This window comes from Plantactinospora sp. BC1 (assembly GCF_003030345.1).
Taxonomy (GTDB): domain Bacteria; phylum Actinomycetota; class Actinomycetes; order Mycobacteriales; family Micromonosporaceae; genus Plantactinospora.
This window is the reverse complement of the sequence record NZ_CP028158.1, coordinates 6,875,555-6,898,827: the sequence shown is the minus strand read 5'-3', so window position 1 is coordinate 6,898,827 and position 23,273 is coordinate 6,875,555. Positions and strand designations below refer to the sequence as shown.

Annotated in this window: 23 protein-coding genes and 1 pseudogene; 14 read left to right on the top strand and 10 right to left on the bottom strand. The window is 72.7% G+C overall.

Going from position 1 to position 23,273, the window contains the following annotated elements:
• Positions 1–104: 104 nt before the first annotated feature.
• Positions 105–1,397, top strand: coding sequence for an ATP-dependent Clp protease ATP-binding subunit ClpX (clpX, locus tag C6361_RS30235; RefSeq protein WP_101367583.1), 1,293 nt, complete (start codon positions 105–107; stop codon positions 1,395–1,397).
• Between the two features lie 64 nt (positions 1,398–1,461).
• The gene (locus C6361_RS30230) at positions 1,462–2,259 is read left to right on the top strand and encodes a carbon-nitrogen hydrolase family protein (protein WP_107269818.1); all 798 of its coding nucleotides are present in this window, start codon (positions 1,462–1,464) and stop codon (positions 2,257–2,259) included.
• A gap of 77 nt (positions 2,260–2,336) precedes the next feature.
• Here the strand turns inward: C6361_RS30230 and C6361_RS30225 are convergent, their stop codons facing one another.
• Positions 2,337–2,561, bottom strand: coding sequence for a hypothetical protein (locus C6361_RS30225; protein WP_107263489.1), 225 nt, complete (start codon positions 2,559–2,561; stop codon positions 2,337–2,339).
• 711 nt (positions 2,562–3,272) lie between these two features.
• Between C6361_RS30225 and C6361_RS30220 the strand changes: the two are divergent.
• Positions 3,273–3,497, top strand: a pseudogene (locus C6361_RS30220) (integrase core domain-containing protein); the annotation flags it as partial.
• On the opposite strand, the gene C6361_RS30215 reads toward C6361_RS30220, so the two are convergent.
• The 3 genes from C6361_RS30215 to C6361_RS30205 all read right to left on the bottom strand — a co-directional run bounded on the left by C6361_RS30215 (position 3,494) and on the right by C6361_RS30205 (position 6,805).
• On the bottom strand, positions 3,494–4,171 hold the full coding sequence (locus C6361_RS30215) for an SMI1/KNR4 family protein (protein ID WP_107269817.1): 678 nt from the start codon (positions 4,169–4,171) through the stop codon (positions 3,494–3,496). The pseudogene C6361_RS30220 and the gene C6361_RS30215 sit on opposite strands and share 4 nt — an antisense overlap.
• A gap of 136 nt (positions 4,172–4,307) precedes the next feature.
• The gene (locus tag C6361_RS30210) at positions 4,308–4,613 is read right to left on the bottom strand and encodes a ribosomal protein L7/L12 (protein ID WP_107258705.1); all 306 of its coding nucleotides are present in this window, start codon (positions 4,611–4,613) and stop codon (positions 4,308–4,310) included.
• 176 nt (positions 4,614–4,789) lie between these two features.
• Positions 4,790–6,805 carry a glycoside hydrolase family 3 protein gene (locus C6361_RS30205; RefSeq protein ID WP_107269816.1) on the bottom strand — a complete coding sequence of 672 codons (2,016 nt, stop codon included), beginning with the start codon at positions 6,803–6,805 and terminating at the stop codon, positions 4,790–4,792.
• A 303-nt stretch (positions 6,806–7,108) separates the two neighbouring features.
• Here C6361_RS30205 and C6361_RS30200 point away from each other — a divergent pair, with 303 nt between their 5' ends.
• The 6 genes from C6361_RS30200 to C6361_RS30185 all read left to right on the top strand — a co-directional run bounded on the left by C6361_RS30200 (position 7,109) and on the right by C6361_RS30185 (position 12,336).
• Entirely contained in the window at positions 7,109–7,744 is a 636-nt protein-coding gene (locus tag C6361_RS30200; RefSeq protein WP_159079566.1) for a hypothetical protein, read from the top strand.
• Entirely contained in the window at positions 7,741–7,899 is a 159-nt protein-coding gene (locus C6361_RS37265; protein WP_159079565.1) for a hypothetical protein, read from the top strand. The genes C6361_RS30200 and C6361_RS37265 overlap by 4 nt, the downstream gene beginning before the upstream one ends.
• Positions 7,900–8,364: 465 nt before the next feature.
• Positions 8,365–8,769, top strand: coding sequence for a hypothetical protein (locus tag C6361_RS30195; protein ID WP_234359114.1), 405 nt, complete (start codon positions 8,365–8,367; stop codon positions 8,767–8,769).
• A gap of 76 nt (positions 8,770–8,845) precedes the next feature.
• A complete protein-coding gene (locus C6361_RS39330; protein ID WP_369930714.1) occupies positions 8,846–9,076 on the top strand; it encodes a putative leader peptide in 231 nt (76 codons plus the stop codon).
• 120 nt (positions 9,077–9,196) lie between these two features.
• The gene (locus C6361_RS30190) at positions 9,197–11,653 is read left to right on the top strand and encodes a M14 family zinc carboxypeptidase (protein ID WP_107269814.1); all 2,457 of its coding nucleotides are present in this window, start codon (positions 9,197–9,199) and stop codon (positions 11,651–11,653) included.
• A gap of 293 nt (positions 11,654–11,946) precedes the next feature.
• Positions 11,947–12,336, top strand: a complete 390-nt coding sequence (locus C6361_RS30185) for an integrase (protein WP_107269813.1) — start codon at positions 11,947–11,949, stop codon at positions 12,334–12,336.
• Positions 12,337–12,529: 193 nt separating this feature from the next.
• On the opposite strand, the gene C6361_RS30180 is transcribed toward C6361_RS30185, so the two are convergent.
• Together C6361_RS30180 and bioB are read right to left on the bottom strand one after the other, a co-directional pair.
• Positions 12,530–12,730 carry a hypothetical protein gene (locus C6361_RS30180; protein WP_107258711.1) on the bottom strand — a complete coding sequence of 67 codons (201 nt, stop codon included), beginning with the start codon at positions 12,728–12,730 and terminating at the stop codon, positions 12,530–12,532.
• A gap of 2 nt (positions 12,731–12,732) precedes the next feature.
• The gene (bioB, locus tag C6361_RS30175) at positions 12,733–13,728 is read right to left on the bottom strand and encodes a biotin synthase BioB (RefSeq protein WP_107258712.1); all 996 of its coding nucleotides are present in this window, start codon (positions 13,726–13,728) and stop codon (positions 12,733–12,735) included.
• Between the two features lie 276 nt (positions 13,729–14,004).
• On the opposite strand from bioB, the gene C6361_RS30170 reads away from it, so the two are divergent.
• From C6361_RS30170 to C6361_RS30155, 4 genes are all read left to right on the top strand, one after another.
• Positions 14,005–15,141: an 8-amino-7-oxononanoate synthase gene (locus C6361_RS30170; RefSeq protein ID WP_107271274.1), complete on the top strand. Its 1,137-nt coding sequence runs from the start codon at positions 14,005–14,007 to the stop codon at positions 15,139–15,141.
• Between the two features lie 46 nt (positions 15,142–15,187).
• Positions 15,188–15,892 carry a dethiobiotin synthase gene (gene bioD, locus C6361_RS30165; protein WP_199853588.1) on the top strand — a complete coding sequence of 235 codons (705 nt, stop codon included), beginning with the start codon at positions 15,188–15,190 and terminating at the stop codon, positions 15,890–15,892.
• Between the two features lie 98 nt (positions 15,893–15,990).
• Positions 15,991–17,718, top strand: coding sequence for a sensor histidine kinase (locus C6361_RS30160; protein WP_107269812.1), 1,728 nt, complete (start codon positions 15,991–15,993; stop codon positions 17,716–17,718).
• Between the two features lie 104 nt (positions 17,719–17,822).
• Positions 17,823–18,437 carry a response regulator gene (locus tag C6361_RS30155; protein ID WP_369931460.1) on the top strand — a complete coding sequence of 205 codons (615 nt, stop codon included), beginning with the start codon at positions 17,823–17,825 and terminating at the stop codon, positions 18,435–18,437.
• Positions 18,438–18,483: 46 nt separating this feature from the next.
• Here the strand turns inward: C6361_RS30155 and C6361_RS30150 are convergent, their stop codons facing one another.
• On the bottom strand, positions 18,484–19,365 hold the full coding sequence (locus C6361_RS30150) for an ABC transporter permease (RefSeq protein WP_234359113.1): 882 nt from the start codon (positions 19,363–19,365) through the stop codon (positions 18,484–18,486).
• The gene (locus C6361_RS30145) at positions 19,362–20,366 is read right to left on the bottom strand and encodes an ABC transporter ATP-binding protein (RefSeq protein ID WP_107269811.1); all 1,005 of its coding nucleotides are present in this window, start codon (positions 20,364–20,366) and stop codon (positions 19,362–19,364) included. The genes C6361_RS30150 and C6361_RS30145 overlap by 4 nt, the downstream gene beginning before the upstream one ends.
• A 272-nt stretch (positions 20,367–20,638) precedes the next feature.
• On the opposite strand from C6361_RS30145, the gene C6361_RS30140 reads away from it, so the two are divergent.
• Positions 20,639–21,178 (top strand): signal peptidase II, encoded by a 540-nt coding sequence (locus C6361_RS30140; protein WP_234359112.1) that lies wholly within the window; start codon positions 20,639–20,641, stop codon positions 21,176–21,178.
• Here the strand turns inward: C6361_RS30140 and C6361_RS30135 are convergent.
• Together C6361_RS30135 and C6361_RS30130 are read right to left on the bottom strand one after the other, a co-directional pair.
• Complete coding sequence (locus C6361_RS30135) at positions 21,131–22,414, bottom strand: sugar MFS transporter (protein WP_107269810.1); 1,284 nt, start codon at positions 22,412–22,414, stop codon at positions 21,131–21,133. The genes C6361_RS30140 and C6361_RS30135 overlap by 48 nt on opposite strands.
• Positions 22,411–23,172, bottom strand: a complete 762-nt coding sequence (locus C6361_RS30130; RefSeq protein WP_107269809.1) for a DeoR/GlpR family DNA-binding transcription regulator — start codon at positions 23,170–23,172, stop codon at positions 22,411–22,413. Before C6361_RS30130 ends, C6361_RS30135 begins: the two co-directional genes overlap by 4 nt.
• Between the last annotated feature and the right edge of the window lie 101 nt (positions 23,173–23,273).

Genomic DNA, 23,273 nt, shown 5'->3' with positions numbered 1-23,273 from the left:
CGGCCGGTCGGAACCGGCCGGCGAAGAGAACCGACGGGGTGTACCGTCCGCAGGCCAGGGCCTCCGCTCAGCGAGGCTGGCCGATGAGCGCAGGGAGAACGTAGGTGGCACGGATCGGCGACGGTGGCGACCTACTGAAGTGCTCCTTCTGCGGTAAGTCGCAGAAGCAGGTCAAGAAGCTCATCGCGGGCCCCGGGGTCTACATCTGTGACGAGTGCATAGACCTCTGCAACGAGATCATCGAAGAGGAGCTGGCCGAGTCCGGCGAGGTGAAGTGGGAAGAGCTTCCCAAGCCGATGGAGATCTGCCAGTTCCTCGACCAGTACGTCGTGGGTCAGGACCAGGCGAAGAAGGCCCTCGCGGTCGCGGTCTACAACCACTACAAGCGGATCCAGGCGGAGTCGGCCGGCGGGCCCGGCGCGAGCGACGGCGTGGAGCTGTCGAAGTCCAACATCCTGCTGATCGGCCCGACGGGGTGCGGCAAGACACACCTGGCCCAGACCCTCGCCCGGATGCTGAACGTGCCGTTCGCGATCGCCGACGCCACCGCGCTGACCGAGGCGGGCTACGTCGGCGAGGACGTCGAGAACATCCTGCTCAAGCTGATCCAGGCCGCCGACTACGACATCAAGCGGGCCGAGACCGGAATCATCTACATCGACGAGGTCGACAAGATCGCCCGAAAGTCGGAGAACCCGTCGATCACCCGGGACGTCTCCGGTGAGGGTGTGCAGCAGGCGCTGCTCAAGATCCTCGAAGGTACCGTGGCGAACGTGCCGCCGCAGGGTGGCCGGAAACACCCGCACCAGGAGTTCATCCAGATCGACACCACCAACGTGCTCTTCATCTGCGGTGGTGCCTTCGCCGGCCTCGACCAGATCATCGAGGCCCGCACCGGTCAGGGTGGGCTCGGCTTCGGTGCCCACCTCCGCTCGGTCTCCGAGCGCTCGACCGACGACATCTTCGGCCGGGTGATGCCGGAGGACATGCTCAAGTTCGGTCTGATTCCCGAGTTCATCGGCCGGCTTCCGGTGATCACCAACGTCCGGAGCCTCAACCGCGAGGCGCTGGTCCGGATCCTCACCGAGCCCCGCAACGCGCTCGTCCGGCAATACCAACGCCTCTTCGAGCTCGACGGCGTGGAGCTCGAGTTCGAGCCGGCGGCGCTGGAGGCGATCGCCGACCAGGCGATGCTGCGGGGCACCGGTGCCCGGGGCCTGCGCGCCATCCTCGAAGAGGTCCTGCTCTCCGTGATGTACGAGGTGCCCAGCAACCCCAACGCGGCCCGCGTCCTGATCACCCGGGGTGTCGTGCTGGAGAACGTCAACCCGACGATCGTGCCGCGCGAGTTCACCGGCCGGCGCGCCCGCCGGGAGCGTGAGGAGCGCTCGGCCTGAGGCCGCTCCGCCGACCGTTCCGGTAAGCCTGGTCACCAGGGGACCGTCCCCGTAGGCTCTCCGCATGCGCGTCGCCGTCTGCCAGCTCAACGCCCGCGACGACCGGAAGGCCAACCTGACCGCCGCCGGCGAGCTGCTCGCCCGGGCTGCGGCCGCCGGGGCGGACCTGGCGATCCTGCCGGAGTACGTCGACTATCTCGGCCCGTCGCGTGGGCTGCCGGCCCCGGAGCCGGTCGACGGCGAGTTCGCCGAGTTCTTCGCCGAGGCGGCCCGGCAGCACGGAATATGGGTGCACGCCGGCTCGTTTCACGAGACGGGCCCGGATCCGGAGCACACCTACAACACCTCGCTGGTCTTCGACCGCACGGGTGCGCTCGCCGGGACGTACCGGAAGATCCATCTCTACGACGTGGAGATCCCCGGGCGGGTCTCCTACCTGGAGTCCAAGACCGTCGCCGCCGGCTCCGAGCCGGTCACCGTCGACGTCGAAGGGGTACGCGTCGGCCTGTCGATCTGTTACGACCTGCGCTTCCCCGAGCTGTACCGGCAGTTGGCGGTCGTCGGCCAGGCTCAGCTGCTGGTGGTGCCCGCCGCCTTCATGCTGCACACCGGTCGGGACCACTGGGAGGTGCTGCTGCGCGCGCGGGCGATCGAGAACCAGTGTTACGTCGCGGCGGCGGCGCAGATCGGCGACCACGATCCCGGGCGTACCTGTTTCGGCCGCAGCATGGTGGTCGACCCCTGGGGGACCGTGCTCGGCCAGGCGCCCGACACGGTCGGGATCGTCGTCAGCGACCTCGATCTGGATCGGCTGCGGGAGATCCGCACCGAGCTGCCCAGCCTGGCGAACCGCCGCCTCTGACGCACGGGCCGATCCGGTCGGGGGCTTCCACGGTGGCCCGGATCACGGGAGCGATCGGCCCACCGGCCGCCGTACGGTCACTGGAGCAGCATGCCGACGACGGCCAGGCCGATGATCGCGGAGGCCGTCACGAGCAGCCCGGTGGTCATCCGGGATCGGCCACGGCGGGCCAGCCGGCGTACCGAGGCGACCACGGCCACCAGCACCAGCCCACCGATCACGAGCTGCCAGAACGGCAACAGGAGCGCGGTGATGCTGTCCTGCGCGAGGGTGATCTGTGTGGAGCTCGCAAACGCGGCCATGGTTGCCACTCTGACACGACCGGCCCGCTCCGACACGGACAACCGTGGCACGGTCAGGTCACAGCGGTACAGCGAGGAGGAGTACGTCGATTTGCGCCCAGCGGCTCGGCGGCGTAACTTTCTCTCTGCGCGCGGCGCCCCGGACGAAAAGGCCGGGCCGCGAGCACCTCGGTCTCTCGGAGGGCATCCGCCTGACGGGGACGGAGGCCGGGTGGTGCGCTCGACCGGATGAACGTCAGGTTGAGATTGCGGGACCAACCGGGTAGAGTGTTCCAGGCCGGCAGGAGCCGGGCAGATGCGCCGCGAGCGGCCATCGGCCGGTCTGCGGGCTTCCCCCCGACAGAAGCGACCACCATCAGGTGTGCGTGCGTACGGGGAACCTCTCGGGTGAAGCGGACGGGCCCAAAGTTGGGGCTTGACACTGTGAGGCCGAGCGGGTAGGTTGGGCAAGTTGCCCCGAGGGCGGTCCTCCCAGCGAGGTTCGTGTTCGGTGTGTGGTTGTTCTTTGAGAACTCAACAGGGTGCTTGATAAGCCAGTGCCAAATTGTTTGTTTGTTTGGCAGCAAGTGTTTTTATTGTTGCCGGGTTGCAAATTTTTCGATGGTTTTTGTTGGAGAGTTTGATCCTGGCTCAGGACGAACGCTGGCGGCGTGCTTAACACATGCAAGTCGAGCGGAAAGGCCCTTCGGGGTACTCGTCGGCGCACAACCCCGCTTCACCCGCCGCTACCGACCACAAACCAACGGCAAAGCCGAACGCTTCAACCGCACCCTCCTCGACGAATGGGCCTACCAACAGCCCTACACCAGCAACCAACACCGCGCCGACGCCCTACCCACCTGGATCCACACCTACAACCACCATCGCGGACACACCGCACTCGGAGGCCAACCACCCATCAGCCGCGTCAACAACGCTGCTGGTCCCTACAGCTAGCTGTGCACCGGTTCCCGGGCCTTCGCGGTCGCCTCGTCGAGCCAGTCGAGATACCACCGGGCGAAGCCGATCCGCTCGCCGTGCGGGCCGGCCAGCGGGCTGAAGCCACCGTCGTCGGCGCTGTCGTCGGCCCACATCGTGCCCCGTTCCGGGCCGCTGACCACCAGCATCTGCCGGTACGCACAGCCGAGGTGGCACAGGTAGACGGTGCCGACGGTGTGCCTCGGGTCGTACGCCACCCGGTCGTGCAGCTCCCAGTAGGCGTCCTCGGCCGCGGTGAACTCCTCGACGGTGCCGAAGTCCTCCTCGTCCGGCGGCTCCGGCAGGTCGGCCGCCGGGTTCACCGGTCCGGTGTGCGGAAACGGCTCGGCGAGGGCGCCGATCTCGGTGAGCTCGGCGCCGTCGCCCTCCCAGCGCCAGCGGCCGTCCACCCGGCGCAGCGGAAACAGGCCGTAGAACGGGCCGGCGCCGCCCCGGCTCACCTCCAGCAGGAAGCTGCGGTAGTCGTCCGGCAGCCGTACGCCGAGCTGCTCCTCCAACTCCGCCAGCTCGGTCGGCTCCAGGGGCGGTTCGAGTAGCCACCGGTGGCCGTTGGCGCCGAAGACCTTGGCCTCGGGCGTCGCGGAGAGCGCGGCCACCCGGTCGCGTACCCCGGACCAGTCGATGTTCGTCACGGCCCGGACCCTATCGGGGCGGTCCGACGGATCCGCGGCCGTTCCGTGGCCGCGCCCGCCTCCCGCCTCCCGCCGTCGACGGCCCGGCCCGGCCCGGCCCATCGTGGCCTGTTCCGCTCTGTCGTGGCGGGGCCGGTCAGAGTCCGCGCTCGGCGGCGAGTCGGTCCACCGCCTCCTTCGCCTCCCGCAGCCCCTCGCCGGTGGCCTCCCGGTACGCCTTGACGGCGGCGATCTTCTGCCCCCGCTCCAGTTGCGCCACCACCTCCGGCAGCGCCGGCTCGGGCAGGGCGAGGCCGAGATGTCCCACGACCAGGTCGAGTTTGGCCTCGACCCGGCGGAGCCGGGCGGCGGTCTCCCGCTGGCGCCGCCCGGCCGACGACAACTCCGTCATCAGCAGCACCAGGAGCGGGACGGCGACGACCAGAATCAACCAGGAATCCATGGCACGGTATTCAAGCAGGTGAGCCGGGTGTCGCCGCCGACCAGGTCGGCGCAGGGCGTTCCGCCGGTGACCGCGCCCCTCGCCCGTCCGGCGGGCGGCGGGCCGGCCGACGTGCACGTCCCCGCCGTCGGTGCCCGGGGCACGGTGCCGGCGGCGGGGACGGGTCGAACCGATTGTCAGCGGGTCCGCAGGCCGTACCCGTACGGGAAGAGCGGGCGGTAGTTCCGGTCGCCGATGTTGATCGGCACCTGCGCCTCGCTGCGCGGCCAGCTCACCGAGAGCTTGCCGGTGAACGGGCGTCGGCCGAAGAGCACATCGGCCACGCCGGCACCCTCGCTGCCGGGCAACCAGGAGGCGACCAGCGCGTCCATCTGACCGAGCTGGTCGGTGACCACCTGCGGCCGGCCGGAGACGACGAGCACCACGCAGGTGTCGATCGCCCCGCAGACCTTGTCGACGACCGCCCGGTCACCGGGCTGGAGGGAGAGCGACTTCTCCTCCTGCTGCGGCGTCGTGCACCAGGTGCACTCCGGCCCGCCGACGTCCCCGAAGCCCTCCGTGTACGGCGTCTCGCCGACCACCACGACGGCGACGTCGGAGCCGGCGGTCGGGGCGGAGCCGTCCGCGCTGTAGGTGACCTTGGCGCGCGGCGCCACCTCCCGGATCCCCTCCAGGATGGTGGTACCCGGGATGATGTCGCCGGAGGCGCCCTGCCAGGTGATGGTCCAGCCGCCGGCCTGGTTGCCGATGTCGTCGGCGTTGCGGCCGGCGACGTAGATCTTCGCGTCCTTGCGCAGCGGCAGCGCCCGGTCGCTGTTCTTCAGCAGCACCTGCGACTCGGCCACCGCCCGCCGGGCCAGCGCCCGGTGCTCGCGGCTGCCGACCTCGTCGAGGTCGTCGGCGGAGGCGTACGGGCGCTCGAAGAGGCCGATCTCGAACTTGGCCCGCAGGATCCGGCGTACCGCGTCGTCGATCCGCGCCTGGCTGACCCGGCCGGCCCGTACCTCGGCGAGGAGCAGGTCGATGAACTGCTTGGCGTTGTTCGGCACCATGAACATGTCGATGCCGGCGTTGACCGAGGTCCGTACCTTGTACGCGGTCAGCCCGGCCACGGTCGGCTCGTTCGGGTCGGGGATCTGGTGGATGCCCTCCCAGTCCGAGATGACGAAGCCCTTGAACCGCTGCGCCCCCTTGAGTACGTCGGTGAGCAGCTCCTTGTGCGCGTGCATCTTGACCGGGTTGCCGACGCCGTCCTCGATCCAGTCCACGCTGGAGAAGGAGGGCATCACGCTGTCCACGTCGTGCCGACGCAGTGCCGTCCAGAACGGCGCCAGGTTGGTACGGGCGAAGTCGGCCCGGGTGGTGACGGTGACGCCCTGGTCGATGACGTACCGCTGGGAGCCGGGCGGGAGGCTCTCGTTGGCCTCGGCGGCGGCCTGGTCGTACTCGGTGTCGCCGTCCCCGGCGTAGTGCTTGATGGTGGCGAGCACACCGGCGTCGCGCAGCCCGTCGACGTAGCTGCTCATCTCTCCGACCAGCTTCGGTTCCTCGCTGAACGCCTCGTACGCCCGGCCCCAGCGCTCGTCCCGGGAGACGCAGAGGCAGGGGGCGAAGTTCCACGGGATGCCGGTGGCCTTCACCTCCTCGCCGGTGGCCTTGCCGATCTGCCGGACGAGTTCCGGGTTGCGGGTCGCGCCGAGGCCGATGTTGTGCGGGAAGACGGTGGCGCCGTAGACGTTGGAGTGCCCGTGCACCGCGTCGACGCCGTAGATGATCGGGATGCCCAGCCGGGTGCTCAGCGCCTGCCGCTGAAAGTTGTTGATCATCGACAGCCAGGCTTCCGGGGTGTTCGGGGTGGGGACGGAACCACCCCCGGAGAGCAGCGAGCCGAGGCCCCACTGGGCGACCAGCGTGGGGTCGGCGTCGACCGCCAGCCGCTCGGCCTGGGCCATCTGGCCGACCTTCTCCTCCAGGGTCATCCGGCGGAGCAGGTCGTCGACCCGCCGGTCGATCGGCAGCCTCGGGTTGCGGTAGTCCGGCTTGCCGCCGTGTCCGCGCGCGTCGGCGACGGCGGCGTCGGCGTCGGCGTCGGCGGAGGTCGCGGCGGCCGTGCCGGCGGGCAGCAGCGAGGCGACGAGCAGGCCGGTGAGCATGGTTATCAATGGGGTTCGGATTCGCCAGTGTGGACGCATGAAATGCCCTCCCAGGACCGATCGGGGTACGCGCCAGGCCCGATCCTCCCGGGGCCGATAAGACGACGTCAATATCGAACGGTAAGCATTCCTGCGTGAGAGCGCTCTATCCGGATACTTGTGTCCCGTTTTGTACCTCATTATGAGGCACCTGGACGAGCACTCGGTATTGGGTTACGGAGTCACCGACGGGACCGGCCGAGCGGAGAGCGCGCGGACCGCACCTCGGCGGTGCCGCGCCCACCGTCGGTGCCACGGGGCCGCTCGCAGGCGCCCAGAGCGTTATGGTGGGTCACCAGGGCGTTGACGGAAAGCGCGGCCGACGATCTCATGATCAATTATGTGAAGGTGTACGGCTCCGACGTTGCCCGGTTGTTCGCCTCGGGCGAGCGGCTGGTCGACATGGGTGGATACCGCGAACCGCTGATCGGTGACGAGAGCCGGCTGGGCCGGACGCCCGAGGAGATGGGTGCACGAGCGCGGCGGGTCGAGGAACGCAGCCCTGGGGCGATGCAGTCGGAGAAGTTCGTTCAGGGCTTCGATCCGTTCGCCGGTGGCCTGCAGACCAATCCCGACCGGATCGACCGGTTCCTGGGCGGCTTGTCCGGCGAGGGTGGTCCCGGCTCCGCAGCGGGTCGACTGTGGCGGGCGGCGAAGGGCTACGGCGGAATCGCCTACTACGCCGTCACCGACCGTCGCCTGCTGCTGGTGGGCAACAACCCCGGCGCTGACACCTTCGACCTTCTCTTCGAAGTGCCGCTCGCCCAGGTGGTCGCCGCCACAGTGCGCGGCAAGCTGCTGATGCAGCGCGGCCGGGTCGAGGTGCGTTTTGCCGACGGCTCGATGAAGGCATGGACTCCGGGGATGTTCTCCACCTCCGCGGCGCGCAGGCTCGTCGCCGCGCTCTCCGGGCAGACGAAGGGAACCGGCCCGCGATGACCCAGTTCACGGTTGACCCAGAGGCACTGCATCAGTTCGCCACCGGGGCGACGGACCGGGCAACCGCCCTCGACGACGTACGGCGGAAACTGCACGACGTGCGCGGCGACGCCGCGTACCCCCGCGCCCATTCCGGCGAGAGCCTCGTCGTCTGATCGGTATCCGTCGGACCGCGTCACGGGGCCGAGTGTAAACCGGTCCGGTGCCGCCCGAGGGCACCCGCCGTCCCCCGGCGCCGGAGCGGTTCCGACGGCTCTGTCGTCCGCGCCCCGCCCCTGGGGCGGGGACGACGAAGCCCCCGGTGCTACCCCGACCGGGGGGTGGCGCTGCCTCGCGGGAGGGAGGTGCCGGACCGCCGGCCCGGACACAGTGGACCTCTGAACGCCCGGACGGGCGGGGACGAGGAGGAAACGATGAGGACGACAGGAAGGCGCATCGCCGTGGCGGCGGCAGCGGCCGCGATCGTGGTGACCGGGACGGGAGCGTCCGCCGCGCCCGCGTCACGGCCGGGACCGGCGGCTCGGGTGACGGGGTCGGCGGAAATCCGCTTGCCGTACTGGCCGGACAGTGACATCCGGTCGTTCACCTTCGACGCCGTCGGTACGCCGTACAGTCGGCCGATGCCCGGAATGCCGGAGGGCCTGCCCACCGACGCGACCGGGACGGTACGCATCTCGCACCGGGTGGCCGAGGCGGGCGTCACGATCGGCATGTCGGCCCGGGTCGACTGCCTGGCGACCGGACCGGGCGTCGCCACCCTGACGGCCGTGGTCACCGAGGCGGACGAGCCGGTGCGGGACTGGGTCGGCAAGCGACTCGGTTTCAGCGTCTACGACGCGGGCCGGCACGGTACCGACCGGATGGGCTTCTCCTGGTCGGTGGTGAACGGCGAGCAGGACGAGAACGGCGAGTGGGGCGAGGCGGGCGTGGGGACCTGCATGGGACCGGGTCCGTTCGCTCCGGTCACCCGGGGCGACTACACCGTCCGGCACCAGGATCTGCTCCCCGTACCGACCGGGAACTGAGCGGCCGACGCGCCGTGCCTCCGGTCCGCCGGCTTCGGTCCACGGGTTCCGCTGCCGGCCTGAGTCAATCGGTCCGGTGTCGCCGGTCCGGGTCGGCGGACCGGGGTGGGCAGGTGCGGGCCCGGGGGTGGGTGCGGACGGCCGGGGTGTGGCGTACAGAGACGTTCCGTCGCACGGAGTGGATCGACGGTTGACACCGCGTCGATGCTCGATCAAGATCTACTTTGTGCGAAGCGCCTTTCTGACCAAGCGGGGTCACATCGACCTCCTGCGCGTCGCCAGCGCCGCCTGTCGACCGTCCCTCTGACGCCGGGCTCCAGTTCCGTTCCGCCTGCCGGCGGCGTTTCCCGACCCGTGGGTCTCCGGCCCCACGGTGGCGTCCGTCCGCGCGGCAATTCCTCCTCTCCCGACAGGAGTACTCTCCTTCATGCTCAGACGTCCCCATCCTCGGCTCGCCGCCGTGGCGGTCGCCGCCGCGCTGCTCGGCACGGCGGTCTGGACCGGACCGGCGGCCGCGTCCGCGCTGCCAGCCGTACCGCCGCGTCCCGTCGACCTGCACGAGATCAAGGGCTACCCCCGGCAGAACGTGCTGCCGGTCTGGCCGGACAACCCGAACGACGCGTCGATCCCGATCGGCGTCACGCCGTACGACGAGATCGCGCCGAAGCTGAACGCGTTGCAGAAGGCCAGCGACCGGGTCTCCGCCCGGGTGGCCGGAAAGTCCTCCGGCGGACACGACCTCTACGCGGTCACCGTCACGGCGCCGGAGAGCCGCGCCGAGGCGCGCCAGCAGGAGGAGTGGAAGCGCCTCATCGAGGAGGAGCCGGTCCGGGCCCGCAACGACCGCCGGCTGCTCCGCGACTACAAGACCCCGCTCTTCGTCAACGCCAACATCCACGGCAACGAGTGGGAGGGCACCGACGCCGCGCTGCGGGTGATCGAGGAGTACGCCACCAGCACCGACCCGGCGATCGTCACGCTGCTGAAGCGGAACCGGCTGGTCTTCAACATCACCTCGAACCCGGACGGCCGGATCGCCGGCACCCGGCAGAACGCGGCCGGCTACGACCTCAACCGCGACCTGACGATCGTGGCGCAGCCGGAGACCAACCTGATCCGCGAGCTGATCATCGACACCAAGCCGATCATCACGCTCGACCTGCACGGGTACGTCAACCCGACGCTGCTGCACCCGAGCACCCCGCCGCACAACGTCAACAACGAGTACGACCTCTACATCAAGCACGGGCTGCCGAACGCGCTGGCGATCGAGGAGGGGCTGCGCACCCTCGGCTACCCGGAGACGCAGCGCGCCCGGATCCCGTTCCGGGACGACGAGCCGGGCGTCTGGGACGACTTCCCGCCGATCTACGTACCGTCGTTCGCGATGTTGCAGAGCAGCATCCCGTACACCATCGAGGCGCCGCTGAACCCGCGCGGCAACCTCACCCCGGAGGAGAAGGTACGCCGCTCGGGCATCAACACCGACGTGCACGAGGTGGCGATCAAGACGTCGCTGCGGTACATCCAGGAACACCGCGACCAGGTGATCCACGACCAGGCCGAGGTCTACCGGCGCGGCTGGGCCGGTGAGCCGCTGCGCGACATCCCGGACGGGTACGTGCCGGGCTGGGGGCCGGAGGACGACTACCGCACCACCTTCCCCCGGGCGTACGTGATCCCGACCGGCCCCGGCCAGCACTCCGAGCCCGCCGCGGCCCGCCTGGTCGACCTGCTGGTCGGCAGCGGCGGCCGGGTCTGGCAGGCGAGGCAGGACTTCCGGGCGAACGGGAAGTCCTACCGGGCCGGCTCGTACGTCATCGACATGCACCAGCCCAAGCGCGGCCTGGTCAACTCCCTGCTCGAACCCGGCATCGACCTCACCGGACGGGTGGACGACCTCTACGCCGGCCCGGCCGCCTGGAGCCAGGGGCTGACCTGGGGCGCCACCGTCGACACCGTCTGGAACCGCCTCCCCGAGGTACGCCTCGCGCGGACCTACGACGGCACCGCCGACGGTGACCTGCCCGGCGGCAACGTCGACCTGCGACTGGACATCCAGGACGGCGCCGACCTGCTCGCGGTCAACTCCCTGCTGGACAGGGGCGTCAAGGTCTACCGGTTGGCCGACGGCTCGGTCGTGGTGCCCGGTACCCCGGTCAACCGCTGGCTGGCCCGGGCCGAGGCCCGTGAACACGCGGTCACCTTCACCCGGGCGCCGGCCCGCTGGCGGGGCACCCTGCTCGACGAGGTGGTCGTCGGCTACCTCGGTACCGTCGAGGAGCGGGACACCCTGCTCGACACCGGCTTCGACGCCCGCACGCTCACCGCGACCACCCTGGCCACGACGCTGACCGCCGACGTCGACGTCCTGCTGGTGGCGAGCACCGTCAACCTGACGACCCTGACCCCGGACAACCGCGCCGCGCTGGACGCGTTCCTGGCCCGGGGCGGCGGGGTCGTCGGACTCGGTGTCGCCGGGGCGGGCTTCGGCAACGCCACCGGACTGGTCGACGTCACCGCCACCGCCGGGGCCAGCCTGGCCAGCGGGGTGGCGAACATCCTCAACCGGGGCGGGCCGGTGACGGCGGGCGCCATCCCGCACGCGTTCATCAACGAACCGGTCTGGTTCACCGACCTCGGTGCCGGCGTGACGGTGGAGCAGTCGTACGCCGCCGACCCGCTGCTCGCCGGCTGGTGGGCGGCGAACGAGGCCGGCACCACCGGCCAGGCCGCGGCGGCCGGGCAGGCCAGCATCGTCCGTGCGGTCAGCCCCGGCGGCAACGGTGTGGTGCTCTTCGGTACGGACCCGACGTTCCGGCTGCACCCCAAGGGCCTGCACTCGCAGTTGGGCCGGGCCCTGCTCTGGGCCGCCCAGCGCTGACCCGATCCCGCGCAGCGGCCGGGTGGCGGGCCCGGGTGCCGGTGGGCGCCCGGGCCCTGCCGTGTCCCGGATCCTGCCGCGTCCCGGGCCCTGTTTGAGTCCGGGTCCGGGGCCGGTCGGCACCGGCGGGTCTGCCCCGCAGCTTCGCAGACCCGCCGGCCCCGACCGGCTCCGGTGCACACACCTGCCCGAGGCCGCGGACGTCGTACTCTCGGCAAGTGAAGCGGACCGGAGCACCGACGGGGCGGTAGCCGCGCCGCGATGGCACGAAATTGGGAAAGGGCGGAGGCCCCGTGAGGTCCAGACTGCGCCGGCTCTACGCCCACGACCGGCAGTTCGCCTGGACGGCCCGGATCGACCACGTCCGGACCGGACAGGGGCTGCGCCGGTGCATCCGGGTACGGGTCTGGGGCGCCGGCAAGAACAGCCGGGCGCTCCAGGTGGACCTGCTCTCCACGGCTCCCCGCTCGGCCTGGGGTGACCCGGCGATGACCGACGGCGCGTACCCGGAGCCGAAGCACGTCCGCGCGCTGGTCGACCACGCCCTCGCGCACGGCTGGCAGCCGGACGAGATCGGCGGCACCTTCGTACTGGCCGGCGCCGGAGAAGCCGAGGCGCTGCCGCTGCCCGGATTCGTCGTCACCGACCTGCTGCTGCTCGCCGAGCGGCGCTCCGCCGACTGAGCCGGAGCCGGCGGGACGGAAGCGCCCGGCGGCGGGTGCCCGGGTTGACCGTCGGCGCGATCGGAGCCGAAGCCAGCAACCACGGAGAGCCGGAGGCGAAGCCAGCCGAAGAAGAGCCGGGTCGCCCCGAGGCTGAGCCCAAGACCTGGTAACGCCGGGACCCGGTACCGCCGGGACCCGCGCGGCGCGGGGATCAGCGGGTGGAGGCGGTCTCGCCGTGCTCGACGCAGACCGCCGCCCAGCCGGAGGGGAGCACCTGCACCTTCATCCGGCGCCGGCAGTGCGCGCAGTAGCGCGGCGGCTCCAGCTCGCGGGCGGCCCGGCAGGCGTCATGGCTGCCGGTGGCGGCGGCCTCGCCGCACCGGTCGCACCAGTTGGCCGTCTCCGTCGACATCGTCACAGCGTCGCCGAGAGCGCCTTGACCGGCATCTTCAGCTCGTCGAGCAGCGCCAGGTCGTCGCCGGCCGGCCGGCCGAGCGTGGTCAGGTAGTTGCCGACGATGACCGCGTTGATCCCGCCGAGCAGGCCGTCCCGGGTGCCGAGGTCGCCGAGGGTGATCTCGCGGCCGCCGGCGTACCGGAGGATGGTGCGCGGCATCGCCAGCCGGAACGCGGCGATGGCCCGCAGCGCGTCGCGCGGCGCGACCACCGGCTGGTCGCCCAGCGGGGTGCCCGGCCGGGGGTTGAGGAAGTTCAGCGGCACCTCGTGCGGGTCCAGTTCGGCGAGCTGCGCCGCGAACTCGGCACGCTGCTCGACGGTCTCACCCAGCCCCAGGATTCCGCCGCAGCAGACCTCCATGCCGGAGGCGCGGACCATCCGCAGCGTCTCCCAGCGCTCCTCCCAGGAGTGCGTGCTCACCACGTTGGGGAAGAAGGAGCGGCAGGTCTCCAGGTTGTGGTTGTAGCGGTGCACGCCCATCTCGACCAGTTCGTCGACCTGGGCCTGGGTCAGCATCCCGAGCGAGGCGGCGACCTGGATGTCCACCTCGGCCCGGATCGCGGCGACGCCCTCGCGCATCTGCTTCATCAGCCGCTCGTCGGGGCCCCGGACGGCGGCGACGATGCAGAACTCGGTTGCCCCGGTGGCGGCGGTCTGCTTCGCCGCCTCGACCAGCGACGGTATGTCGAGCCAGACCGACCGGACCGGCGAGGCGAACAGCCCGGACTGCGAGCAGAAGTGGCAGTCCTCCGGGCAGCCGCCGGTCTTCAGCGAGACGATCCCCTCGACCTCGACCTCCGGGCCGCACCAGCGCATCCGTACCTCGTGGGCGAGCTGGAGCGCCGCCGAGAGGTGCTCGTCGGGCAGCCGCAGCACGGCGAGCACGCCGGCCTCGTCGAGTCCGACACCGCCGTCGAGCACCTGGCTACGGGCCCGGTCGAGGATTTCTGACATGGGTCGTACCCTACAAGCGGACCGTCCGTCGATGTGGGCCCACCCGGCGGAGCCGGCCCGACGCCCGTCGCTGCACCGCTGCCGGCCCGGCGGGCGGCCGCAAACCGCGACGGATGGTATTTTCGCCGGTCGGGGGCTGTCACCCGCGAGGTGCCGCAGGCCCGGCGGACCGGGCCCGGCGCGAGCCGACAACGGCGGGCCGGAGCCGCGGCACGTGCGGTGATCGGGTTTCCGACAGCGCCCGGGGGGCGGACGCGGACCAGTCTGGGGGTGGCGGTGCCGAGCTGGCTGGAGGTGCTGGACCGGCGGGCGCGGCTGCGCGGCAAGGCCGGGCTCACCCGGCGGCTGCGGCCGAGGAGCGCCGCCGAGGACGTGATAGACCTCGCCGGCAACGACTACCTCGGACTCTCCCGGCACCCGGCGGTGGTCGCCGCCGCGACCGAGGCGCTGGCCGGGTACGGACTGGGCGCCACCGGCTCCCGGCTGGTGCGCGGTTCCACCGAGGCCCACCACGCGCTGGAGTCCACCCTCGCCGACTGGCTCGGCACCGGACGGGCGCTGGTCTACTCCTCCGGCTACCTCGCCAACCTCGGGGCGGTCCGCGCCCTGGTCCAGCCCCGCACCCTGCTGCTCTCCGACGCGCACAACCACGCCTCGCTGATCGACGGCTGCAAGCTCTCCGGTGCGGAGACCCGGGTCATTCCGCATCTCGACGTCGACGCCGTCGAGGCGGCCCTGGCCGGGGCGCCGGGGCGGCCGGCGGTACTGGTCACCGAGTCGGTCTTCTCGGTCGACGGCGACCTCGCCCCGCTCGCCGAGCTGCACGCGGTGGCCCGCCGGTACGGCGCACTGCTGCTGGTCGACGACGCGCACGCGCTCGGCGTACTCGGCCCGGCCGGTGCGGGCGCGGTGGCCGGCGCCGGTCTGGCCGGCGAGCCGGACGTGGTGGTGACCGCGACCCTCTCCAAGTCGCTCGGCGGAGCCGGCGGGGTCGTCGCCGGCCCGACCGAGCTGGTCCGGCACCTGATCGACACCGGCCGCACCTTCATCTACGACACCGCGCCGCCACCGGCGGTGGTCGCCGGGGTGCTCGCCGCCGCCGGGCTGACCCGGTCCGGCGACGCGCTCCGGGCCGAGCTGGCCGACCGGGCGGCCACGGTGACCCGCCGGCTCGGTGCGGCCGGGCTGGAGGTCTCCGCCCCGGCCGCCGGGGTGGTCTCGGTGACCGCACCCGGCCCGGAGACGGCGGTGGCCTGGGCGGCCGACTGCCGGGACCGGGGCGTCGCGGTCGGCTGCTTCCGGCCGCCGTCGACCCCGGACAACCGCTCCCGGCTGCGGCTCACCATCAACGTCGGGATCGACCGGGCCGACTTCGACCGGGCCCTCGAAGTGATCGTGGAGTGTGCCCCGTGACCGGGACCGGGAGTCTGTGGTGAGCGGCGTGGCGTGGCGGGGGCCGATCCTGGTGACCGGCACCGACACCGACGTGGGCAAGACGGTGGTCACCGCGGCGATCACCGCCTCGGCCCAGGCCGCCGGCCTGCGGGTCGCGGTGATCAAGCCCGGCCAGACGGGTACGGCGACCGGGGCGGAATCCGACGTCGACACGGTGAACCGGCTGGCGGCGCCGATGACCGCGCGCACCCTGGTCAGCTATCCCGATCCGCTGGCGCCGCTCGCGGCGGCCCGGGTCGCCCAGGCGGAGCCGCTGGAGCTGTACGCGGTCGCCGACGAGATCAGGGCCGACGCGGAGAAGCACGACATCGTCCTTGTCGAGGGGGCGGGCGGGCTGCTGGTCCCGATGGGGTTGCGCCCGTCCGGCGAGGCGTGGACGCTGGCCGACCTCGCGGTGTCGATCGGCGCCCCGGCGGTGGTGGTCACCCGGGCCGGGCTCGGCACGCTGAACCACACCGCGCTCACCCTGGAGGCGCTGGACCGGCGCGCGGTGCCCTGCGGTGTGGTGCTCGGCGCCTGGCCGGCCGAGCCGGAGCTGGTGCACTGGGCCAACCTGCGTGAACTGGTCCCCAACATGGTGGGCGCGCTGCCGGACGGGGCCGGCACCCTCGAACCGGGCGTGTTCCGCCGTTCCGCACCCGGCTGGCTCACCCCGGCCCTCTACGGCGTACTCGACGACTGGCGGGCCTGGGCCGAAGAGGTCAGTTGACCGGGCGCCGCCGACGCGGGGAGTCCGAGCGGGGCCGGTCCGGTTCCTGACTTTCGGCAGTAACCGGCCGGTGGCGCGGCTTGTAGCCTGGCCGGGTGATGGCCCGGCTCCGCGACGTACGGTGGTGGCGCGGCCTGCTGCCGCCGGCCGGCTGGCGGGCCGCGCCGGTCGCCGCGCCGCGCGCCGCCGGTGCGGTGGCGCCGGGCCGCCGCGACCGCCTCCTCGACCTGGCGCTCTGGGTCGTGATCTCGGCACCGATCGCGATCGCGCTGCTCACCCCGCCGAACTCCTCCTGGTTTCTCGACCGGCTGGCCGGTTCGCTGCTGCTGACCGGGCTCGCCGTGCTGGCCAGCCGGTGGGCGCCGCTGCTCGGCCTCCTGCTGGTGGTGCTGCCGACCGCCTGGGACGGCAACTTCATGTTCGGGATTCCGGTGTTGAGCTATCTGGTCGGGCTGCGCGAGCGCAGCTCCGGCCCGGCCGCGCTCGTCTTCGCCGGGATCGGGCTCGGCGGCACGATTATCAACCTCGGACTGCTCGGCACCGAGGCCGAGGTCTGGTTCCTGCTCGCCAGCACGCTGCTGGTCGGCGGCGTCTTCCCGTGGCTGGTGGGCCGCTACCACCGGCAGCACCGGGCCTTGGTGCTGGCCGGCTGGGAGCAGGCCGACCTGCTGGAGCGGGAACAGCGCGGTGCCGCCGAACGGGTCCGGATGCGGGAGCGGGCCCGGATCGCCCAGGACATGCACGACTCGCTCGGCCACGACCTGAGCCTGATCGCGCTGCGGGCGGGCGCCCTGGAGGTGGCGGCGGACCTGGACGAGCGGCACCGGCGGGCCGCCGGTGAGCTGCGGGCCAGCGTGGCGCTCGCCACCGACCGGCTCCGGCAGGTCATCGGGGTGCTCCGGGACGACGCCGAGCCGGCGCCGACCCGGCCGCCGGGGGAGCGGGTCGACGACATCGTGGCCCGGGCCCGGGCCGCCGGGATGGCGGTACGCCTGGTGGTCGAGGGGGAGTCTCCGGCGGCCGGGCCGGGTGCCGCGGGGCCGCCGATGGTGGAGCGGGCGCTCTGCTCGGTGGTGCAGGAGGCGCTGACCAACGCGACCCGGCACGCGCCCGGGGCCGCCGTGACCGTGGCGGTGTGCCGGGGTGTCGACCGGACCTCGGTGCGGGTCGGCAACGACCGGCCACCGGCGGGGCCGCTGCCCGGGACCGGGGGTGCCGGGAGCGGCCTGGTCGGGCTCCGCGAGCGGGTACGCCTGGCCGGCGGCACCCTGCGGGCCGGCCCGGCCGGCGGCGGCTTCGAGGTGTACGCCGAGCTGCCGGCCGTACCCCCGGCGGAGGCCGGAGCGGCCGGAGAGGCCGGACCGGCGGAGGCGGGGCACCCGGCGGGACCGCCCGAGCCGGGGTACCCGGGTCGGTTGCCGGCGACGGATGTCGGCGTACCGCTCGGCGGGCCGGCCGCGGTCGCCACCGCGCACCGGCTGCGGTCGGCCCGGCGGCGGGTCCGGCGCAGCCTGCTGGCCGCGGTGACCGTGCCGGTCGCGATCGGCGCCCTGCTGGTGCTCGCCTACTATCCGATCGCCACCTTCGGCGCGGTGCTGGACTCCGACCGCTACGAGCAGCTCCGGATGGGTCAGGACCGGGCCGAGCTGCGCGAGCTGCTGCCGGACCGGCAGGTCGTCGCGCCGGCCGGTGCCGTCGACCGGCCGGTGCCGAGCGGCGCCAGCTGCGAGTTCTACTCCGACGGGGCGTTCCCGTTCGGCCAGGTGGTCTACCGGGTCTGCTTCCTGCACGGGCGCCTGGTGGTCAAGGACCGCCTCGGCGGTTGACCCGCCCCCGCCCGTCCCGCCGGCACCGTGCCAACCGCCGTGCCGGCCCGGCACCGAGTTGAGGAGTACGAGTGATCCCCGTCCTGCTGGCCGACGACGAGGCGATGATCAGGGCCGGTGTCCGGGCCATCCTCGCCGCCGACCCGGAGATCGAGGTGGTCGCCGAGGCCGTCGACGGACGCGACGCGGTGGAACTCGTCCGGGCCCACCGGCCCCGGGTGGCGCTGCTGGACATCCGGATGCCCCGGCTCGACGGGCTCGCCGCCGGAGCGGAGATCCGCCGGCTGGTACCGGAGACCGCGGTGGTCATGCTGACGACGTTCGGCGAGGACGACTACATCGCCCGGGCGCTCGGCGAGGGGATGAGCGGGTTCCTGCTCAAGTCCGGCGACCCTCGGGAGCTGATCGCCGGGGTACGGGCGGTGGCGGACGGTGCGGCGTACCTGTCGCCGGAGGTGGCGCGGCGGGTGATCGAACTCGGCGGCGGGCTGCTGGCCCGGGCACCGGCGGCCCGGGAACGGATCGAGGGGCTCACCGAGCGGGAGCGTGAGGTGCTGGCGCTGGTCGGCGCCGGGCTCTCAAACGCCGAGATCGGGCGGCGGCTCTTCCTGGTCGAGGGGACGGTGAAGAGCTATCTGAGCAGCATCTTCACCCGGCTCGGGGTACGCAACCGGGTGCAGGCGGCGATCATCGCGTACGAGGCGGGCCTGACGGCCTGAGCCGTACGGTGGGACCCTCCCCGGGCGGCGGAGGGTCCCACCGGGTTCAGGCGTCCCGGCGGCGCAGTACGGCGAGCCCGGCCAGCAGGGCCGCGACCGCCCAGCCGAGGACGATCACCAGGCCGACCGCCGCCGGATAGCTCTCGGACTCGCCGCGCAGGAAGTGCAGGCCGGCGCTGCCGGGCAACGCGTCGGCGATCGCGTTGAGCGGCCCGAGGTCGGGCAGCCGCAGCGTGGTCGGCACGATCGCGAGCAGCAGGAAGACCGTGACCAGGGTGCCGACCGCGCTGCGCAGCGCGGCGCCGAGGCCGAGGGTGAAGACGGCGATCAGCGCCAGGTACCCGGCCAGCCCGAGTACGTCCCCGACGGTCTCGCCCGGCGCGAACCGGCCCCACTCGCCGAGTACCGGGGCGGCGACGGCGGCACCGATCCCGCCGAGCAGGACGCCGGTGCCGAAGGTGACCCCGGCGACCACGGCGGTCTTGGCCAGCAGCAGCCGGGCCCGGGACGGGATCCACTGGAGGGTGGTCCGGATCGTGCCGTTGGCGTACTCGCTGGTGATGACGAGCAGGGCGAGGGCGATCACCGCGAACTGGGTCAGCTCGACGGCGTCGATCGCGATCCGCCCGACCGGCAGTACGCCCCGGTCGTTGGCCGGGTCGTCGTCGGTGTTGCCGTTGGCGACGTAGATGGCGAGTTGCCCGGCGGTGGCGGCCATCAGCAGCACGCCGGAGAGCAGGCACCACCAGACCGAGCGCACCGACCAGAGTTTCGTCCACTCGCTGGCGACCGCGCCCCGGAGTCCACCGCCGGAGGGCGCCCGCCCGGCATCCCGGCGGGCGGTGCGGGGGAGGCCGTCGTCCGGGCGGTGGAGCGGGCCGTCCGGGCGGGGGAGGGTGCCGTCCGTGCGGGGGAGGGTGCCGCTCATCGCGTCTCTTTCCGATCGGAGGTCCCGGACCGGAGCCCGGGGCCGGGTGAGCCGGGGGTTGTGGTCCGGGCGTCGTCGGCGGTGACCGGCGACGGGGCGGCGAACTCCAGCTCACCGCCGGTGAGTTCGAGGTACGCCTGTTCGAGGGAGGCCTCCCGGGCGCTCAGCCCGTGCAGCCGTACCCCGAGGTCGTGTGCCAGGTCACCGACCTGGGCGACGCTGCTGCCGGTGACCAGCAGTTCGTCGTCGCCGACCCGTTCGACGGTGGCCCGCCGGTCGAGCAGCCCGGCCCGGAGCCGGGCCAGCCCGGCCGGTTCGGGGCTGACCACCCGGACGGCGGTCAGCGAACTGCCCGCGATCACCTCGGCGATGGGCGCGTCGGCGAGCAGTCTGCCCCGGCCGATCACCACGAGCTGGTCGGCGGTGAGCTGGACCTCGCTCATCAGGTGGCTGGAGACGAAGACCGTACGCCCCTGCCCGGCCAGTGACCGCATGAGTTCGCGGATCCAGCGCACCCCGTCCGGGTCCAGCCCGTTCACCGGCTCGTCGAAGATCAACACGCCCGGGTCGCCGAGCAGCGCACCGGCGATGCCCAGCCGCTGGCCCATGCCGAGCGAGAGGGTGCCGGCCCGCTTGCCGGCCACCTCGGTCAGTCCCACGGTGCCGAGGACCTCGTCGACCCGGCGTACCGGAATGCCGTTGCTGCGGGCCATCGCGGTCAGGTGGGCCCGGGCGGTCCGGCCGGGATGCACCGCCCGGGCGTCGAGCAGTGCGCCGACCTCCCGCAGCGGGTGCCGGAAGCTGCGGTACGGCCGGCCGCCGACCAGCGCGCTGCCCGCGTCCGGCCGGTCCAGGCCGAGGATCATCCGGATCGTGGTGGACTTGCCGGCGCCGTTCGGCCCGAGGAATCCGGTGACCCGGCCCGGCGTGATCGACAGGGAGAGCCGGTCGACCGCCGTGGTCGCGCCGAAGCGCTTGGTGAGTTCGGTTAACGTGATCATGGATCCTTCCGGTGTTCGCAGCGGTTCAGCAGCGACGGTAGGAATCCGGACGGCGCTCACACAGCGGACGATCGACGGTCACCGGGCCTGACTTTCGTCAGCAGGTCCGGGCCGGCTGGGGCCAGGAGGCGCTGGCCGGCTGGGGCCAGGGCCGGCGTCAGGAGGGCGGCTCTCCTCCGGCGGTGCCGGCCGGTGCCAGGCGCCGGCATTCCGGCCGGGCGACGTAGGCTGGGTGCCGTCCGGGCAGCCGTCGGTGCTGGAGGTCCTTCGTCATGCAGCAGGTCGAGGCGGATTCCTCGATGCCGGAAGCGGGCCGGGTGACCGGTTCCGTCCGGTGGTACCCCTGGGTGCTCACCCTGGCGGTCGTGATCGTGCTGGTGGACCAGATCACGAAGTACCTGGCCGTGGCCGCGCTCTCCGACGGCGGCGTCGTACCGGTCCTCGGGGATCTGCTCAGCCTGCGACTGCTCTACAACCCGGGCGCCGCGTTCTCGATCGGCACCGGCGTCACCTGGATCTTCACCATCGTCGCGGCCGTCGCGGTGGCCGCGATCACCGGGGCCGCCTGGAAGGTCCGCAACCGGGCCTGGGCGCTCGCCCTCGGCTTGGTCCTGGGCGGTGCCACGACCCACCTGCTGGACCGGCTCTTCCGGGAGCCCGGGTTCGCCCGGGGGCACGTCGTCGACTTCATCGACTACGCCGGCTTCTTCGTCGGCAACGTCGCCGACATCTGCCTGGTGCTCGGCGGTGCGCTGATCGTCCTGCTATACCTGCGCGGCATCGACATCGACGGCGGGCGCGACCGGGCCTGACCCGGCCGGGCGGAGCCGGGCCAGCCCGAGCACGGTGCCGAGCCCGGCGACGGCCATCAGCACCATCGCCCAGGCGATCGCCGTCGGACCGGCCACGCCGACCGCCAGCCCGATCGCCGGGGGCAGGGCGATGCCGCCGGCCATCGACACCGCGACGACGGTCGGGGTCAGCCCGGGACGATACTCGGCCAGCCAGGCCAGCCCGGTGGGGAAGAGCGGTCCGACGGCGGCCCCGAGCAGCCCGTACCCGACCGGTGCGATCGGGTCGACCAGGGTGGCCGCAGCGGCCAGTACGGTCAGCCCGGTGCAGCCGAAGACGATGACCCGGGCCGGGTAGCGGCGGCAGAGCGGCACCACCGCGAACCGCGCGGCGGTGAAGGCCAGCCAGAAGCCGCTGGTGGCGGTCGCGGCCGCCGCCGCCGACCAGCCGGTCGCGATCAGGTGCGTGGTCTCCCAGCCGGCCGCGCCGGTCTCCAGCCCGACGTGCAGCACGAAGAAGAGCAGGAATCCCAGCGACAGCGCGGTGCCGACCGGGAACGCCGGCCGCCGCGCGCCGACCCGGGCGCCGGTGACGTCCGCCGGGCGACCGACCGCTTCGGTGCCATCCTCGTCGGCGGGCCGGGTCGGGTCGGCGGGCTGTCCCCGGCGGGCCGGGCGGACCGGGCGGACCGGGCCGGAGAGGGTACGCAGGGCCGGCAGCGCGAGGAGGGCGAGCAGGGCGCAGCCGGCGAACGACCAGCCGTAGCCGGGCAGCAGCCCGACCGCGATCGGCCCGGCGACCGCCCCGGCCCCGAAGCAGCCGTGCAGCAGGTTGAGCATGCCGTGGCCGCCCTCGGCGTACACCTCGGTGAAGACCTGGTTGACGCCGCCGTCCAGCCCGCCGAATCCGACGCCCGCGACGAAGGCGGCGAGCAGGGCGTACGGCCACTCCGGGGCGAGCGGGAAGGCCAGGGCGCCCACCGCGACCCCGATCAGTGACCAGGCCAGGAAGCGCCCGTCCGGCACCCCGAGCCGGCGGGCCAGCGGCATCGCCAGTACCCCGATGATCGCGCCCGCGAAGTGCACGCTGAGTGCGGTCGCCGCCCCGGCGGCGGTGATCCCGTGTGCCTCGCGCAGCTGCGGGATGGCCGGGCCGTAGAGCGCCTGCTGGAGCCCGATCATCGCGAAGGCGGTGACCGCGCCGAGCACCGCCAGCCGGCCCAGCCGGGGCGTTCCCGGTCGGGTCGGCCCGCTCATGCCAGCACCACCGTCAGGCCCGCGTCGCGCAGCGCCGCCACCTGTTCCGCGTCGGCGCGGTCGTCGGTGACGACGACGTCGGCGAGCTGCACCGGCCCGATCCGGGCGAAGGTGGCCCGGCCGAGCTTGGTCGAGTCGGCCACCACCACCCGGCGGCGGGAGGCACCGATGGCGGCCCGTTTGACGCGTACGTCGTCGAGGTTGAAGTCGGTCAGTCCGGTCCCCGGGTCGGCGCCGCCGACGGAGAGTACGAAGGTGTCGAACCGCAGCTCCTCGAAGATCCGCTCGGCGAGCGGGCCGACGAAGCAGTGCTCACCGGCTCGGATGTCGCCACCGGCGGCGATGAGCCGGATCCCGGGTTCGTCGGCGAGTGCGGTGCTGGCCGGGATGCTCAGCGCGCAGACGGTGAGCTGCCGGCGTCCGCGCAGCGCCCGGGCGGTGGCCAGCGCGGTCGTACCGGCGTCGACCACCACGGTCTCGTTGGCGCCGATCAGCTCGGCGGCGGCGGCACCGATCCGGGCCTTGGCGTCGGCCTGCTGCCGGACCCGTACCGCGAACGGCGGCTCGTAGCTGCCCGAGACGGTGCTGACGGCGCCGCCGTGCACCCGCTGGAGCAGGCCCTCCCGTTCGAGCAGTTCCAGGTCGCGGCGGATGGTCATCTCCGAGACGCCGGCCCGGCTGGTCAGCTCGGCGACCGTCACCCGGCCGGAGGTCAGCAGCATCTCGACGATCGCCTGGTGCCGTTCCTGCGCAGACATGTGTTTGAGTAAAACACTCTGGATGTTCGAATAACAAGATTTTTTGTTCGAGTGAGGTAGGTCTCGCCCGCTCCCACGGCCGGCGAGCAGCCGGCCGACCT